Annotated in this window: 11 protein-coding genes; 5 read left to right on the forward strand and 6 right to left on the reverse strand. The window is 73.5% G+C overall.

Annotation, left to right across the window (positions count from 1 at the left end):
- Positions 1 to 10: 10 nt before the first annotated feature.
- From ITX44_RS23415 to ITX44_RS23435, 5 genes are all read right to left on the reverse strand, one after another.
- Positions 11 to 370: a hypothetical protein gene (locus tag ITX44_RS23415; RefSeq protein ID WP_205359306.1), complete on the reverse strand. Its 360-nt coding sequence runs from the start codon at positions 368 to 370 to the stop codon at positions 11 to 13.
- A 215-nt stretch (positions 371 to 585) separates the two neighbouring features.
- Entirely contained in the window at positions 586 to 1,995 is a 1,410-nt protein-coding gene (locus ITX44_RS23420) for a GlnX family signal transduction membrane protein (protein ID WP_205359307.1), read from the reverse strand.
- Between the two features lie 118 nt (positions 1,996 to 2,113).
- Complete coding sequence (locus tag ITX44_RS23425; RefSeq protein WP_236061405.1) at positions 2,114 to 2,776, reverse strand: cytochrome b/b6 domain-containing protein; 663 nt, start codon at positions 2,774 to 2,776, stop codon at positions 2,114 to 2,116.
- On the reverse strand, positions 2,760 to 3,524 hold the full coding sequence (locus tag ITX44_RS23430; protein ID WP_205359308.1) for a molybdopterin-dependent oxidoreductase: 765 nt from the start codon (positions 3,522 to 3,524) through the stop codon (positions 2,760 to 2,762). Before ITX44_RS23430 ends, ITX44_RS23425 begins: the two co-directional genes overlap by 17 nt.
- 170 nt (positions 3,525 to 3,694) lie before the next feature.
- On the reverse strand, positions 3,695 to 4,522 hold the full coding sequence (locus ITX44_RS23435; RefSeq protein ID WP_307795452.1) for an alpha/beta fold hydrolase: 828 nt from the start codon (positions 4,520 to 4,522) through the stop codon (positions 3,695 to 3,697).
- A gap of 320 nt (positions 4,523 to 4,842) precedes the next feature.
- Between ITX44_RS23435 and ITX44_RS23440 the strand changes: the two genes are divergently transcribed.
- From ITX44_RS23440 to ITX44_RS23460, 5 genes are all read left to right on the forward strand, one after another.
- Positions 4,843 to 6,336, forward strand: coding sequence for an alkaline phosphatase family protein (locus ITX44_RS23440; protein ID WP_236061407.1), 1,494 nt, complete (start codon positions 4,843 to 4,845; stop codon positions 6,334 to 6,336).
- A 293-nt stretch (positions 6,337 to 6,629) separates the two neighbouring features.
- Entirely contained in the window at positions 6,630 to 7,295 is a 666-nt protein-coding gene (locus ITX44_RS23445; RefSeq protein ID WP_205359309.1) for an NHL repeat-containing protein, read from the forward strand.
- A gap of 66 nt (positions 7,296 to 7,361) precedes the next feature.
- A complete protein-coding gene (locus ITX44_RS23450) occupies positions 7,362 to 8,939 on the forward strand; it encodes a phospholipase C (RefSeq protein WP_205359310.1) in 1,578 nt (525 codons plus the stop codon).
- A gap of 154 nt (positions 8,940 to 9,093) precedes the next feature.
- A complete protein-coding gene (locus ITX44_RS23455) occupies positions 9,094 to 10,434 on the forward strand; it encodes an aminotransferase-like domain-containing protein (protein ID WP_307795453.1) in 1,341 nt (446 codons plus the stop codon).
- 195 nt (positions 10,435 to 10,629) lie between these two features.
- A complete protein-coding gene (locus tag ITX44_RS23460) occupies positions 10,630 to 11,160 on the forward strand; it encodes an ATP-binding protein (protein ID WP_205359511.1) in 531 nt (176 codons plus the stop codon).
- 476 nt (positions 11,161 to 11,636) lie between these two features.
- Here the strand turns inward: ITX44_RS23460 and ITX44_RS23465 are convergent, their stop codons facing one another.
- Positions 11,637 to 14,165, reverse strand: coding sequence for an FtsX-like permease family protein (locus ITX44_RS23465; RefSeq protein WP_307795466.1), 2,529 nt, complete (start codon positions 14,163 to 14,165; stop codon positions 11,637 to 11,639).
- Between the last annotated feature and the right edge of the window lie 89 nt (positions 14,166 to 14,254).

A 14,254-nucleotide genomic window follows, 5' to 3' on the forward strand; every position in this document is an offset into this window, starting at 1 on the left:
TCGGCGCCGGTCAGAACGTCCGGAGCGCGACCAGCACCAGGGCGACCACCAGCACGATGCCGATTCCGGCGCGCAGGCGGCCGCGGCGGCGCAGCCTGCGCTCGGTGGCGTCCGTGCGGCCGGACCGCCAGGCACCGGCCTCCGGCGCCACGGCGGCCGAGCGCCGCCCGAACCGGCGGCGGCGCTTGCTCTCGGCGGCGGCCCGTTCCTCCTCCTCGCGCAGCCGCCGGGCGACCATCCGGGCCCGGGCCGAGGGTTCCTTGGGAGCGGTGGCGCGTATCGCGCTTTCGGAGTCGTGGACGAACCGCTCCCACACGTCGTCCGGCAGCGCCGGCTCGTCCTCGGGGGCGGGCGAAGAATCAGTGGTCACAGCGGCCTTCTCGTCTTGTCCGGACACGGCCGGGGAGACGGTCCGTCCTTCGGTGCCCCCCGCACGCGAATCAGCCTGCGGCCACTATGACGCCCGACCGGCCGGTGGACAAAATCGATTCCTGTTCGGTCGCCGGTTCCGGTACGGGGCCGGTGCCGGTTCACCGCGGGGAGCCCGGCGCCGGGTCACGGTACGGAGCCCGGCGCCGGGCCTCCTCAGCGGTATTCGGCGTAGCGGCGCTGGAGCCCGGCGAAGACCAGGCCGACCGCGACGCCGAGCGCTCCGGCGGGCAGCGCCGGCCACAGGTCCAGGGCGCCGTGGGCGTCGTCCACATGCGTGGTGAAGTCGTTCAACTGGCGCCCGGCCAGGCCGTCGAGGGTGGTGGCGAAGTCCCAGAAGTCGAAGGCGACGTCGCCGCGGGCCACTTCGGTGAGGGTCTGGGCGGCCTGGTCGATCCGGCCCGCCGCCCGCTGCTTGCGCAGGGTGCGGTCGTCGGTGCGGAAGTGCCCGAAGCGGGTGAGCACGTCCTGGTACGCGGGCCGCTCGGCGGCGGTGGCGTAGCCGTCCGGCGTGAGCAGCGTGTCGAGTTCCTCGATCATCGCGTCGAACCGGATCTGGTCCTGCACGGCGAATGCCGGGTCCTGCACGAACCACCGGCTCTCGGCGGCCGCCGCCTGCGCCGCGACCGCCCTGGCCTCAGCGAGCCGGTCCCAGGGCCGCAGTCCCTCGCGCTGCGCGGTGGACACCGAGCCGGCGACGGAACCGAGCACCACGGTGCCGGCCAGCGCCACGGCCAGCACCGCCGCGGTGACCACGGCCAGTGCCGGGTTCAGCCGCCGCCGGTAGTCACGGCTCAGCTCGCGCTGCCACCACAGCAGGTAGAGCAGGGTGACCGCGCCGAGCAGTCCGACCACCAGGGCCCAGCGCACGGCCGCGTCGTGGGCGCCGGCCCGCAGGTCGGCGGCCTGGGCCTGGTAGGCGCGGGAGAGCGCGTCGGCGTCCGGCAGCAGGGTGTCGGTCATCAGGAACCCGGCCTGGACGTTCATGGACACGGTGATCTGCGGCGGGCGGCCCGGCGGCCGGTCGGCGTGCTGGTCGTCCACGTAGGAGGCCCGGCCGCTCAGGTCGTCGTACTGGCCGAGCGCGTCGAGCATCGCGTGGATGCGGTCGGCGTGCTCGGTGTCCGCGCTGAGCTGCCGCATCAGGTCGCTGACCTGGGTACGGCGCTGCTGGGCGGTGATCAGCGCGTTGATCTGGTTGCCGACGACCACGCTCCGGGTGGGGCTGAGGACGATGGTGCCCGGCGCCAGGGTGTCGGCCCGCTGGGCGTCGAGGTCGGCCAGCGCGAACCGCAGCTGGTCGGCGACCGCGGCCCGTTCGGCGACCGAGGTACGCAGCCGGCTGATGTCGTGCCGGACGGACACGGTGCCGATCACGGCCATCGCGCACAGCACTCCGAGCAGGACCACGGCCACGCCGGCCCGAGCGCTCAGCCGGGCCGGGCCGGGCCGCCGGGTGCGCAATCGCCTCCCCGGACGCGGCTCGGCCCGTCCCCCACCGGATGTCGCGGCCCCCGCCGGGTGTTCGCTGTGCGTCACCGGCCCGCTCACCTGAGACGTCGTCATACCGGGAACGTAAGGAAACCGGGCGACGCTCCGGTGGCCCCTGGGTGGCCGGGGGGTTTCCTGGCTGTAATGGAACCGACGCGAAGGGCGAACCGGGCGGAAACGATGTGACGCGTGGTCACTTCCGGTGCGGCGGAGGCCTGTCCGGTTTCCACAGCGGGTGCTCCTGGCGGATCCACCAGCGCGGTACGTGGCCGGTGCGCAGGCCCCGGCGTGCCTCGGGGTCCTTGGCGGCCAGCCAGACGTGACCGGCGATCACCACGCCGATCAGCAGTGCGAGCCAGTCGTGCACGAAGGTGGCGCCGGTCCGCCAGAACAGGGGCGAAAGCCGCGGGAACCACATCAGCACCCCGGTGCCGATCATGACCAGGACGGCGCCGACGCTGAAGGCCGCGTACAGCTTCTGCCCGGCGTTGAACTTGCCCGCCAGCGACGGCTCGCGCCTGCGGGTGCGCACCAGGGCACGCAGCCAGCGCCAGTCGTGCGGGAAGAACCGTCCGAGCCGGCCGGCGTCGGCCCGGAAGGCCCGCGAGACGAGGCCCGCGAGGACGGGGACCGGCAGCAGGATGCCGGACCACTCGTGGACGGTGACCACCAGCCGGCGCCGGCCGACGATCTCGGCGAGCTGGGGGACGTACAGGGCCGCGGCGGTGAACGCGCACACGCCCATCAGCCAGGCCAGCGAGCGGTGCACCCAGGTCTCGGCGCGGGTGAAGCGGCGCACCATGGCGGCGGCCCGGGAGTTCTCGGCCCCGGCCATGGCGTCATGAAGTCGGGTCATCACTGCGCCCGTTCGACTTGCCGACCCAGCCGTCGACGTCGTATCCGTAGTGCTCCCAGTAGCCGGGCTGGACGTCCTTGGTGACGGTGATGCCCGACAGCCACTTCGCGGACTTGTAGAAGTACATGGGCGCGGCGTAGAGCCGGACCGGCCCGCCGTGGGCGGCGGTGACCGGCTTGTCGTTCATGGTGAGCGCCACCAGCATGTCGGGGCGGCGGGCCTGGTCGAGGGTCAGGCTCTCGGTGTACACGCCGTCGAAGCAGGTGAAACGCAGGGCGGTGCCTTCGGAGCGGACTCCTGCGGCGTCCAGCAGGGTGGACAGCGTCACCCCGGAGAACACCGTCTTGGGCACCCGCCAGCCGGTGACGCACTGCACGTCCCGGGTCAGCCGGGTCTGCGGCAGGGCGCGCAGGTCGGACAGCCGGTACGTGGCCGGCCGGTCGACCAGGCCGCCGACGGTCAGGCGGTAGTCGCTCTCACCGCGGTGCGGGATGGAGTTCGACACCGAGTAGAACCGGAATCCGCCGCCGCCGGGCAGCAGGTCGGTGACGCCGGTGGGGTCCTTGGCACTGACGGAGGCGAGCACGTTGTCCAATTTGTCCTGGATGCCGGCGCCGTACGCCACACCCGCCACACCCAGCCCCAGCATGCCGAGCACCAGCCGCCGGCCCACCGGGCTGCCCCGGCCCTCCTCGGCGGATTCCTGGTCTCCTCCCCCGGCCACCGGGGGCGTCCCACTTTCATCCATGCCCCGATTCGAACACGGTGCGAGGGCGGTGAACAATTCCGAAAGTGCGGACGTCAGCCTTTCGTAAACTTCTCTGCGTTCGCTGTGCGGCGGCATTCACGGCGTGTGGCGGCATTGACTCCGGAGGGTGCAGTGGTACGGCGCCGCGCCCGCGGTGGTGCGCGGTGGCCCTACGGCCCGACCCGCGCCGCCTCGCGGTCGTCCACCGCGGACAGCAACCCGGCGAACGCCGCGGTGAACTCCGCGGGCCGCTCCAGGTTGGGCAGATGGCCCGCGCCTTCGATCACGGCGAGCCGGGAGCCGGGGATGTGCTCGTGCAGGAACCGCGCGTCCGCGACCGGGGTGAACACGTCCTCCCGGCCCACCACGACCAGCGCGGGCACCGCGATCGTACCGAGCAGGCCGGTGTAGTCCGGCCGCTCGGCCCGGCCGCGCAGCGCGGCGGCGGCGCCGGCCGGCGGGGCGGCCAGCATCATGTCCAGCACGTGCCGGGCGACCGCCGGGAGGGCGGTGACGTTGGCGGGGGCGATCATCGAGTCCAGCACCTCGTGGGCGTAGCCCACCATGCCCTCGCGTTCCAGGCGGTCGGCCCTGTCGTACCGCTCCTTCTTCCCCTCGGCGGTGTCCGCCCGCGCGAAGGTGTCGGCCAGGACGAGCCCCGCGACGCGCTCGGGGAACAGCCGCAGGAACTCCAGCGCGATCTGCCCGCCCATGCTCAGCCCGCACACCACCACCCGCCCGACGCCCACCAGGTCGAGCAGCCCGGCCACGTCCCGGGCGAAGGTCCCCAACGGCGTGGCGCCCGGCACCACCGCGCTCTCCCCGTACCCGCGCAGATCCGGCACCACCGCCCGGCGCCCACCGATCCCCGCCGCCACCTGCGGCCGCCACATGCTCCGGTCGAACGGGTGCCCGTGCACGAACACCACCGGCACGCCGTCCCCCTCCCCCACCACGTCGTACCCGACCTCGATCCCGCCGACCACCGCCCTGCTCACTGCCGCGCCCTCCCCTTTATCGCCCGGCGTCCGGGCTTTCCCCGAGCGCCGCTCGATGCTATTCAGCGATTGTTCGGCGGAGCAATCCCCTATTGATCTCGGTGCAATCGGCGGACCACGGGGGCGCGGGTGGCATGTGTCGTGAGCTGCGAACACAGGGACGAGGCCCTGCGATCGGCGCATCACCCGCCGGATGAAATGAACCTCCCAGTAGTACACGGCGCCGTTGATCAGTGTGTTTGAACGATCCACTTGATTGACAGCCCAGCCTGAAAACGTCCTGAAGTTGCACAAGGCAACCATGATCCGAAGGACGTTTTATGACAGGCAATACGGGTGCCCGGCCGGAATCCGCGGGCATGACCCGGCGTCGCATGCTCGGCGCCGCCGCCTCGGTGGCGGGCCTGGCCGCGGCCGTCGATGTACTGCCCACCAATGTCCGCAAGGCGCTCGCCACCCCGCTGCCGACCACCCGCCGGCTGAGCGACATCAAGCACGTGGTGATGCTGCTCCAGGAGAATCGGAGCTTCGACCACTACTTCGGCACGCTGTCCGGTGTGCGCGGCTTCGACGACCCGCAGGCGGTCCGGCTGCCGGGCGGCCGGTCGGTGTTCCAGCAGCCCGACCCGACCCACCCGGACGGATACCGGCTGCCGTACCGGCTGAACACCAGGATCAGTGCCGCGCAGGCCATTCCGTCGCTGGACCACACCTGGGGCGGCGAGCACGCGGTGCTGAACGGCGGCACCAACGACAACTGGATGCCGGCCCGGCGCGAGTCCGACGGCGCCAACGCCGATTACGTCATGGGGTACTTCACCCGCGAGGACATCCCGTTCCAGTACGCGCTGGCCGACGCCTTCACCATCTGCGACGCCTACCACTGCTCGGTGCTGGGCCCCACCTGGCCCAACCGCTACATGTGGATCGCCGGCACCCACGACGCGCAGGGGCAGTACGGCGGCCCGTCGCTGGAGACCGGCGGCGTGCCCAACGGGCACTTCACCTTCACCACCTACCCCGAGCGGCTCACCGAGGCCGGGGTGAGCTGGAAGATCTACCGCAACGCCAGCACCAACACGGGCGTTGCCCCGTTCAAGGCGCTCGCCGCCTACAACCAGGCCAAGGCCGGGGACCCGCTCTTCGACCAGGGCATGACGAACACGCCGGTCGGGCAGTTCGAGTACGACGCGATGAACGACCAGCTGCCGACGGTCAGCTGGATCCTGCCGCCCGCGGCCAGTGACGAGCACCCGGCCCACCTGCCCGCCGCCGGTGCCCAGTTCATCGCCGGCAAGATCGACGCGATCGCGGCCAACCCCGAGGTCTGGGCCAAGACCGTCTTCATCGTGGCCTACGACGAGAACGACGGGCTGTTCGACCACGTCGTGCCCCCGACGCCCCCGGCGGGCACGCCCGGCGAATTCGTCACCGGCACCTCGCCCAGCGGGGTCGACGGCGGCGGCCTGCCCAGCGGCCTCGGCTTCCGCGTGCCGTGCGTCATCGTCTCGCCCTGGACGGCCGGCGGCTGGGTCTGCTCGGAGACCTTCGACCACACCTCGCAGCTGCGGTTCCTGGAGAAGATCACCGGAGTCGCGGAGCCCAACATCTCCGCCTGGCGCCGGTCCACCACCGGCGACCTGACCTCGGCGTTCCGCTTCAACGAGGGCCAGACGCAGCCGCCGGTGCTGCCGGACACCGCCGGTGCCTACAACCTGGCCCAGTTCGAAACCACCCAACTGCCGATGCCCACCCCGCCCGGCAAGCAGGAAATGCCCCACCAGGAGCCCGGCAACCGCCCCCGCGTGCCGTAAGCCCCGAGGTACCACCCGACGGGCTCGGCGCATCGACCCGCCGCCCGTCCCACTCGCCCGCCGGACCATCCCCGCGCACCAGGGAGCGGGCGACCGACCGTACGCCGGGGCCGCCCGCACCTGTCCGCCGGAGACCTTTCCCGGCGGCATCACCTCGTCGTGGCTCGGCGACACCACCGCCGAGCCGCGATGCCGCCCGCTCGAGCGAAGCCTTGCCCCGGACCCGCCGGTCCGGGGAGAGAAATGAGGAGATGTTGATGCGTACACCGGACAATCCACGGGGATGGAGGTCGGTGCGGCGGCGCAACCCGGCCGTCGCCGCGGCGGTCCTCGCCCTCGGCGTGGCCGGAACGGGGGCGGCCGCGGCCACCGGCGTGCTCACGTCGTCGGACGGTCCCGCCGATCCGATCGCTGCTTCCGGTGCCACCCCGACCGCCGCTGCCACGGCCACCACCACTGCCGCTGCCGCCGATTCGCCGGCCGGCGACGCGTCCACCGCCCCGGCCGCGGGCACACCCACCACCCCGGCCGCGGCCCCGTCCGCTCCCGCCACCACCTCCGCCCCGGCCCGGGCCGCGGCGAGTCCCGCGGCCGCGCCCCGGCTGACCACCCTCGCCTACAACGCCCCGGGCGGCAGTGGCGGCGACCTGGTCCGGCCGATCGGCGTCTCGGCCTTCCAGGGCCATGTGTACGTCTCCAACACCCCTGACAACGTGGTGACTCGGCTGGACGGGTCGGTGCCCACACCGATCGCCGGCACCCTGGAGGGCTCGGGTGAGAACGGCGACGGGGGGCCGGCGAGCCGGGCGACGCTGAGCCAGCCGGTGGGCACCGCCGAGGACGCCGCGGGCGACGTCTACATCGCCGACACCAGCAACGACGAGGTCGCGGAGGTGACCGGGCTGGCCCGGTCCGGCTCGGCCCCCGGCCCGGTCGCCCCGGCAGGTCCCGCCTCCTGAGCGCAGCCGCTCATCCGCCCATGACGACGACTCCGCCCGTCACGACGACAACGAAAAGGCCTTCTCGTGACCGACCGGAATGCTGAGCCGCTGCGCGCCAAGCCCTGGCAGGCCAAGATCTCCCGCCGCGGGTTCATCGGGACCGGGACCAGGCTGGCCACTGCCGCCGCGCTGGCCGGGTACCTGCCCGAAAGCGTGCTGAAGGCGCAGGCCGCGGCCGCCTCCTCCCGTTCCTCCTTCGACCTGAGTCAGGTCAAGCACCTGGTGTTCCTGATGCAGGAGAACCGCAGCTTCGACCACTGCTTCGGGACCTACCCCGGGGTCCGGGGCTTCTCCGACCCCCACGCCGTCAAGCTGCCGAACGGGCGGTCGGTGTTCCAGCAGCCCGACCCGGCCAACCGGGACGGCTACCTGGAGCCGTTCCACCTCGACACCATCAACGCCGGTGGCGCGGCCGTGCCGTCGCTCAGCCACAACTGGCAGCCCCAGCACGCGTCCTGGAACCGCGGGGCGATGGACGGCTGGGTGCGGAGCAAGATCGAGTACGGCGGCCCGGGCAAGGGCCAGTACACCATGGGCTACCTGAAGCGGGAGGACATCCCGTTCCACTGGGCGCTGGCCGACGCGTTCACGCTCCTCGACGGCCACCACTGCTCGGTGCTGGGCCCGACCGACTGCAACCGGCTGTTCTGGGAGAACGGCACCATCGACCCGCAGGGACTGGGCGGCGGCCCACTGCTGGAGACCGGCGGCGACCACACGTTCACCTTCGAGAGCGGGGCCGAGACCCTGTTCAAGGCCGGGATCAGCTTCAAGTGCTACGGGGCCCCGGGCACCTTCAAGTGGTTCCCCAAGCTCCAGAGCAGGACGGGCATCCCGATCGAGCTGTGGAACGCGGTCAACGCCAGCGGCGCCCTGTTCGGTGACGGAACCCCCGGTGGGATCGGCAACCCGGCCAACCCGACGCCGGCGACGCACTCGACCATGGCCTTCGAGGAGGACTGCGCCAACGGCGTCCTGCCCGACGTGTCCGTCATCGCGGCCAACAACTCCTCCGAGCACCCCCCGTCCCTCCCGGCGAAGGGCGCCGCCTTCCTCGCGGGCAAGCTCGACGCCCTGCTCAGCAACCAGGACCTGTGGAACACGACGGTGTTCGTGATCCAGTACGACGAGAACGACGGGTTCTTCGACCACGTGGTCCCGCCCACCCCGGACCCGGACGAGTTCCCCGAGGAGTTCGTGACCATGCCGTCCCCGCTCGGCACGCCGGGCGGCAACCTGCCGGTCGGCGCCGGGTTCCGCGTGCCGTGCTGGGTCGTCTCGCCCTGGTCGACCGGGGGGAAGATCTTCTCCGACGTGTCGGACCACGGTTCCTGCCTGCGGCTCGTCGAGTCCGTCGCCGCCGCCGGCGGGCTGTCGGGCCGGGGACCGGTCACCTACCCCAACCTCAGCCGCTGGCGCCGGCAGACCTTCAGCGACCTGACCGGCGCCCTGTCCGGCACCGCACAACCCGCGCCGACCAGCCCGGAGTTCGACCCCGCGGTCAGGGCGGCGAACGTCGCGGCGCAGACCGAGTCGGCGAACCTGCCGCTGCCGGCGTTCCCGGGCGCGGACCAGAGCGCGCCGTTCCAGGTGAAGAAGTGACCGAAGAAGTGACCGCCGCCTGAAACCCTGGGCGCCTGCCCGATCCCGGCGTCCCGCCGGCCCGCCTCCCGGGTCGGCGGGACGCCGGGTTACGGGACGATGCCGGGCGACCGCACGGGTCGGGAAGACCTCACCGGTCGGAAGGAGAGGGAGCGTGCAGGACTTTCGGCGGGTGGCCGACATGGTGGCGCGGCAGATCGGGGAGGGGCGGTGGCGGGCGGGGGAACGGCTGCCGACGCAGCGGGCGTTCGCGAAGAGGTACGGGATCGCCGAGTCGACCGCGAGCCGGGTGTACGGCGAACTCACGCGGCGCGGGCTGGTGGTGGGGGAGGTCGGCCGGGGGACGTTCGTGCGGGCGGCGCAGGTCGTGCCGGGGCCGGCGCTGGCGGAGCCGGCTCAGGCACGGGTGGACCTGGAGCTGAACCACCCGGTGGCGGCCGGCCAGAGCGAGTTGCTGGCCGCGGGCCTGGAACCGCTGACCCGGCCGGACCAGTTGGCGGTCGCGCTGCGCCCGGTATCCGCGAGCGGCACGGCGGCGGCCCGGAGCGCGGCGGCCGCGTTGCTCGCGCGGAAGGACTGGACGCCGGCGGCGGACGCGGTGCTGTTCGCGGGCAGCGGCCGGCAGGCCGTCGCCGCGGCGCTCGGCGCGTTGGTCCCGGCGGGCGGCCGGCTGGGGGTGGAGGCGTTCACGTATCCCGTGCTGAAGGCGATCGCCGCCCGGCTGGGCATCGTCCTGGTCCCGCTCGCCTGCGACCGGCAGGGCCTGGACCCGGACGCGGTGCGGGCCGCGCACCGCGACGCGCCGCTGTCGGCGGTGTACGTGCAGCCGACCGTGCACAATCCGCTGACGGTGACCATGCCGGACCGGCGCCGCGCCGACCTCGCGACGGCCCTGCGCGCGACGGACCTGCCGGCCGTGGAGGACGCGGTCTGGTCGTTCCTGCGGCCCGACGCGCCGCCCCCGCTGGCCGCGTACGCCCCGGAGCGGGTGATCCTCGCCGACAGCACGTCCAAGCGGCTGGCCCCGGGCCTCGCCCTGGGCTTCGCGGTGCCCCCGCCGGCCTTTGCCGACCGCTTGGCGGCCGCGCTGCGCTCGGGGGCGTGGACGGCGGGCGGCTACGCCCTCCAGGCCGTGACGGGCTGGATCACCGACGGCACGGCGGCCACTGTGGCCGCCGGCAAGCGGGCGGACGCGGCGGCCCGCCAGTCCGTGGCGGCGCAGGCGCTGGCCGGCTTCGCGGTACGCCGCGACCCGCACGCGTGTTTCTGCTGGTGGGAGTTGCCCGAGCGGTGGCGGGCGGACACCTTCACCGCCGCCGCGGCCCGCCGGGGCATCGCCGTGACCCCGGCCGCCGCCTTCGTGGTCGGTCCGCACCGTGCGCCGAACGCGGTCCGGATCGGCCTCGCCTCTCCCCCGCTGCCGGTGCTCCGCGAGGCGCTGACCGCCCTGGCGGCGCTGGCCCGTAGCGGCCCGGACGACGGCCTGGTGGAGTGAGCCGGTACGGGGGCAGGCCCGCTGCGGTTGCGGCCGGCCGGTGGACGGGTCACCCTGAAGACGCATCACGCATCACGGAGTACTGCAGCAGTCACTCTAAGCAATCCGCTCAGGTGTTCCCATCGGAGCGGCGCACGGCCAGGGCCGCGTCCAGCGCGGCCCGGCCCCGCCGCGGAGGGAGTCGCAGCCGTGATCATGCAAGCCGACCAAGCCGACCCGGCGGTCAGGGAGTGCGCGCTCGAGCTCGAGGCGCATCCGTACCGGATTCAGCAGATCCGCCGCATCGTGTCCGCCCAGCTCCGCTACTGGCGTCTCGACCCGCTCATCGACGCGGCGTCCTCGGGCATCAGCGAGCTGCTGGCCAACGTGCACCGGCACGCCCGGCCCGACAAGAAGTGCGCGGTCAAGCTGACCCTGGACACCGGCCGTCTCACCGTGGCCGTCGCCGACCACGACACCCGCCTGCCGCACCTGCGGCCGGTGGAGCCCACCGCGACCACCGGCCGCGGCCTGACCATGGTCGAGGCGGTGAGCGACGCCTGGGGCACCGACCTGCTGCCCGACGACGACGGCAAGGTGGTCTGGTTCGTCCTGCGCGCCCCGGCCCCCGCCCCGGCGCCGAAACTGGTCCCCCTGCGCTCGGCCGTCCCCCACGAGCCGCCCGCGATCGAACGGGTCCCCCAGGCGACCTCGCTCATCTCCACCCCCCTGCCCGCCGCCGCCTGACCCTCGCCGGCCGCCGACGACGCACAGGACCGGCCGCCGTCTCCCCCCAGGGAGCCGGCGGCCGGTCCTTGGTGAACGGCCCAGGGGCGCGAGGAACTGCGCGACCAACCACCCACAACCGGCAACCCGGCCACAGCCGCAACCACCCCACCGGTGCGGCCCACGGCCGAAGCCGACCAAGCGCACCGCCGCACCACGGAAAACCCACGGCCAACGGTGCCTACGCGCACCGCGGCACCACGGGAAGCCCCAGGGGCGCGGGGAACTGCGCGACCAACCACCGACAACCGGCAACCCGACCACAGCCGCAACCACCCCACCGGTGCGGCCCACGGCCAACGGCGACCAAGCGCACCGCGGCACCACCGGAGACCCCAGGGGCGCGGGGAACTGCGCGACCAACCACCGACAACCGGCAGCCCGACCACACCAGCAACAACCCCACCCCCGCGGCCCACCAATAAGCTGCGGCCACCTCAATCCGCGGCAATAGCCCTGAGCACATCGAGCCGAGCCGCACGCCGGGCCGGGCGCCAGCCCGCCAGCACCCCCGCAAGAACCCCGACCAACAGCACCACGCCCAGCGACACCGGCGGCACAGCGAAGGCACCCGTGCCGGAGCTGTCCGTGGCGCGCACCAGCGCCCAGCCGAGGAACGCGCCGAGCCCGAGCCCGCCCGCCGTGCCGAAGGCGGCCACCACCACCGACTCCCACCGCACCATGGCCCGCAGTTGGGCCCGGGTCTGCCCGACCGCGCGCAACAAACCCAGTTCGCGGGTGCGTTCGTGCACCGCGAGGGTGAGAGTGTTGGCGATGCCCAGCAGGGCGATCAGCACGGCGAGCGCCAGCAACGCGTAGATCAACGTCAGGAATGTGTTGATGCCGGCCGCGGACGACGTGGCGTACTCGCTCTTGGTCTGCACGTCCGGACTGCCGAACGGCACCACCGCCTTCTCGACGGCCGCCTTTCCGGCGGCAATGGACACCCCGGGCCGGAACGAGATGGCGACCAGCGTGTCCTTGTCCTGGGTGCGGTGCGGGGCCCAGGCCGCGCGGGTCATCAGGTAGTCGCCGGCCAGGTCCGCCTGCCCGTAGACCGCGCCAATGGTGAAGGGCAGCCGCTGCCCGTCGGCGAAGGCGATGGTGACGCGACTGCCGGTGGTCCAGCCGTGCTTGTCCGCCTCGGGCCTGGCGACCGCGATCGAGCGGGTGCCGAGCCCGGCGAGCGAGCCGCGGACCGTGCCCAGGTCCAGCAGCCGGGACAGGGCCACCGGATCGGTGACGGTCAGTTGCCGCCCGGCACCGTCGATCTCGGCGATGCCGCGGCCGAGCCCGACCGCCTGCTGGACCTGCGGCAGCTTGGCGACAGCGGGCGCGAGCCGCGGGCTGATGCCGCTGCCGCCGGCGCCGTACACCGGCTCGTTCACGGCGACATCACCGGCGAAGGACCGGTTCACCGTCTGGTTGAGCGTGGCCTTCATGGACGCGCCGAGCACGGCGAACAGCGAGACCACCGCCACGCCGATCATGAGCGCGGTCGCGGTGGCGGCGGTGCGCCGCGGGCTGCGCAGCGCATTGCGCCGGGCGAGCCGTCCGGTGACCCCGCGCAGCCGGGCGACGGGCGCGCCGAGCACGCGGACCGCGACCGGCGCGGCGACCGGGCCGAGGACGACGAAGGCGGCCAGGGTGAGCACCGCGCCGACGGCGGCGGCCGGCACAGTGGTGCCCGCCGCCCCGATCACGGTCAGCGTCACCCCCGCGGCGCCGGCGACCGCGCCGGAAAGGGCCCGCCACCGGGAGACGCCGACGGACTCGGCCGCGCTGTCGCGCAGTGCGGCGATCGGGGCGGTACGGCCGGCGCGTACCGCGGGCAGCACCGCCGAACCGACGCACACCAGCACTCCGACCGCGAGCGGCACCGCCATCGCCACGGCCTTGATCACCAGCCCGCTGTCCGGGAACGGGAAACCCGCCGCCGGGAAGAGCGCCTGCAGTCCGGCCGCGATCCCGATGCCGCCCAGCAGCCCGAGACCTGAGGCGGTGACCGCCACCGCCGCGGCCTCGGCGAGAGCCGAACCGAGCACCTGGCGGCGGGTTGCGCCCAGTGCCCTGAGCAGCGCATTTTCCCGGGTGCGCTGGGCGACGACGATCGCGAAGGTGTTGTGGATGCTGAAAGTCGCCACCAGGAGCGCGATTCCGGCGAACACCACGAGCAGGGTGGTGAAGGCGGTCAGGAAGGTGCCCGCGGTGGCCGACTCCGTCTCGGTACTGGCCTGCTGTCCGGTGAGCGCCTCGAAACGGGCGGGCAGCACCGCGGCGACCCGCCGGGTCAGCTCGGCCTGCCCGATCCCGGCGTCGGCCCGGACCTTGAGCGTGGTCGCCTCGCCGGGCCTGGGCATCAGGTAACGCTGCGCGTCGGCCGTGGTCAGCGCGGTGTACGTGGAGCCGCCCTGCTTGTCCTGCCCGCCGAAGGTGGCCAGGCCCACGATCCTGATCCGTACCGGGTCGGGGGTACGCAGCAGCGTGGTGTCGCCGAGGTGCAGGCCGGCCTGCGTCGCGGTGTCCCGCAGCAGCACCGCGTCACCCGGACGGGTGGGGGCGCGGCCGTCGACGAGGTGGTACGGGTTCAGCCGCGGGTCGTCGATCCAGTTGGCGGCGACCGTGGGGCCCTTGGTGTCCAGCGAGGTGCCGTCGGGCTTGACCAACTGGCCGGCGCCCTCGATGTCGGGCGCCACCGCGGCGACACCCGGCACCTTGCGCACGGCGGCGATCAGGTCGGTGGGCACGGGCTCGCGAACGCCCGGGCCCCGGCCGGCCTTGATCTGGTCGGCGCCGCGCACCACCGTGTCGGTGCCGCTGTTGGCGTCGCCGAACAGCGCGCCGAAACTCGCCCTCAGGGTGTCGCCCATCACCATGGTGCCGGCCAGGAACGCCACCCCCAGGAAAACGGCGACAAAGGTGCCGGCGAAGCGCCGCTTGTGGGCGCGCAGTCCGGCCAGGCCGATCCGGAGGGAGGCGGGCGCCGCGCCCGTACCCGGGGCCGTACCGGAACCGCGGCCGGGACCTGAACCATGGCCCGGACCGGCTCCCTGCC

Source organism: Actinacidiphila acididurans (assembly GCF_016918855.1).
Taxonomy (GTDB): Bacteria; Actinomycetota; Actinomycetes; order Streptomycetales; family Streptomycetaceae; genus Actinacidiphila; species Actinacidiphila acididurans.

Bases quoted from the DNA above. Each gene is read 5' to 3' on its own strand.
- ITX44_RS23420 (WP_205359307.1), bottom strand. From the start codon at position 1,995: ATGACGACGTCTCAGGTGAGCGGGCCGGTGACGCACAGCGAACACCCG.
- ITX44_RS23440 (WP_236061407.1), top strand. From the start codon at position 4,843: ATGACAGGCAATACGGGTGCCCGGCCGGAATCCGCGGGCATGACCCGG.
- ITX44_RS23460 (WP_205359511.1), top strand. From the start codon at position 10,630: ATGCAAGCCGACCAAGCCGACCCGGCGGTCAGGGAGTGCGCGCTCGAG.
- ITX44_RS23425 (WP_236061405.1), bottom strand. From the start codon at position 2,776: ATGACCCGACTTCATGACGCCATGGCCGGGGCCGAGAACTCCCGGGCC.
- ITX44_RS23430 (WP_205359308.1), bottom strand. From the start codon at position 3,524: ATGGATGAAAGTGGGACGCCCCCGGTGGCCGGGGGAGGAGACCAGGAA.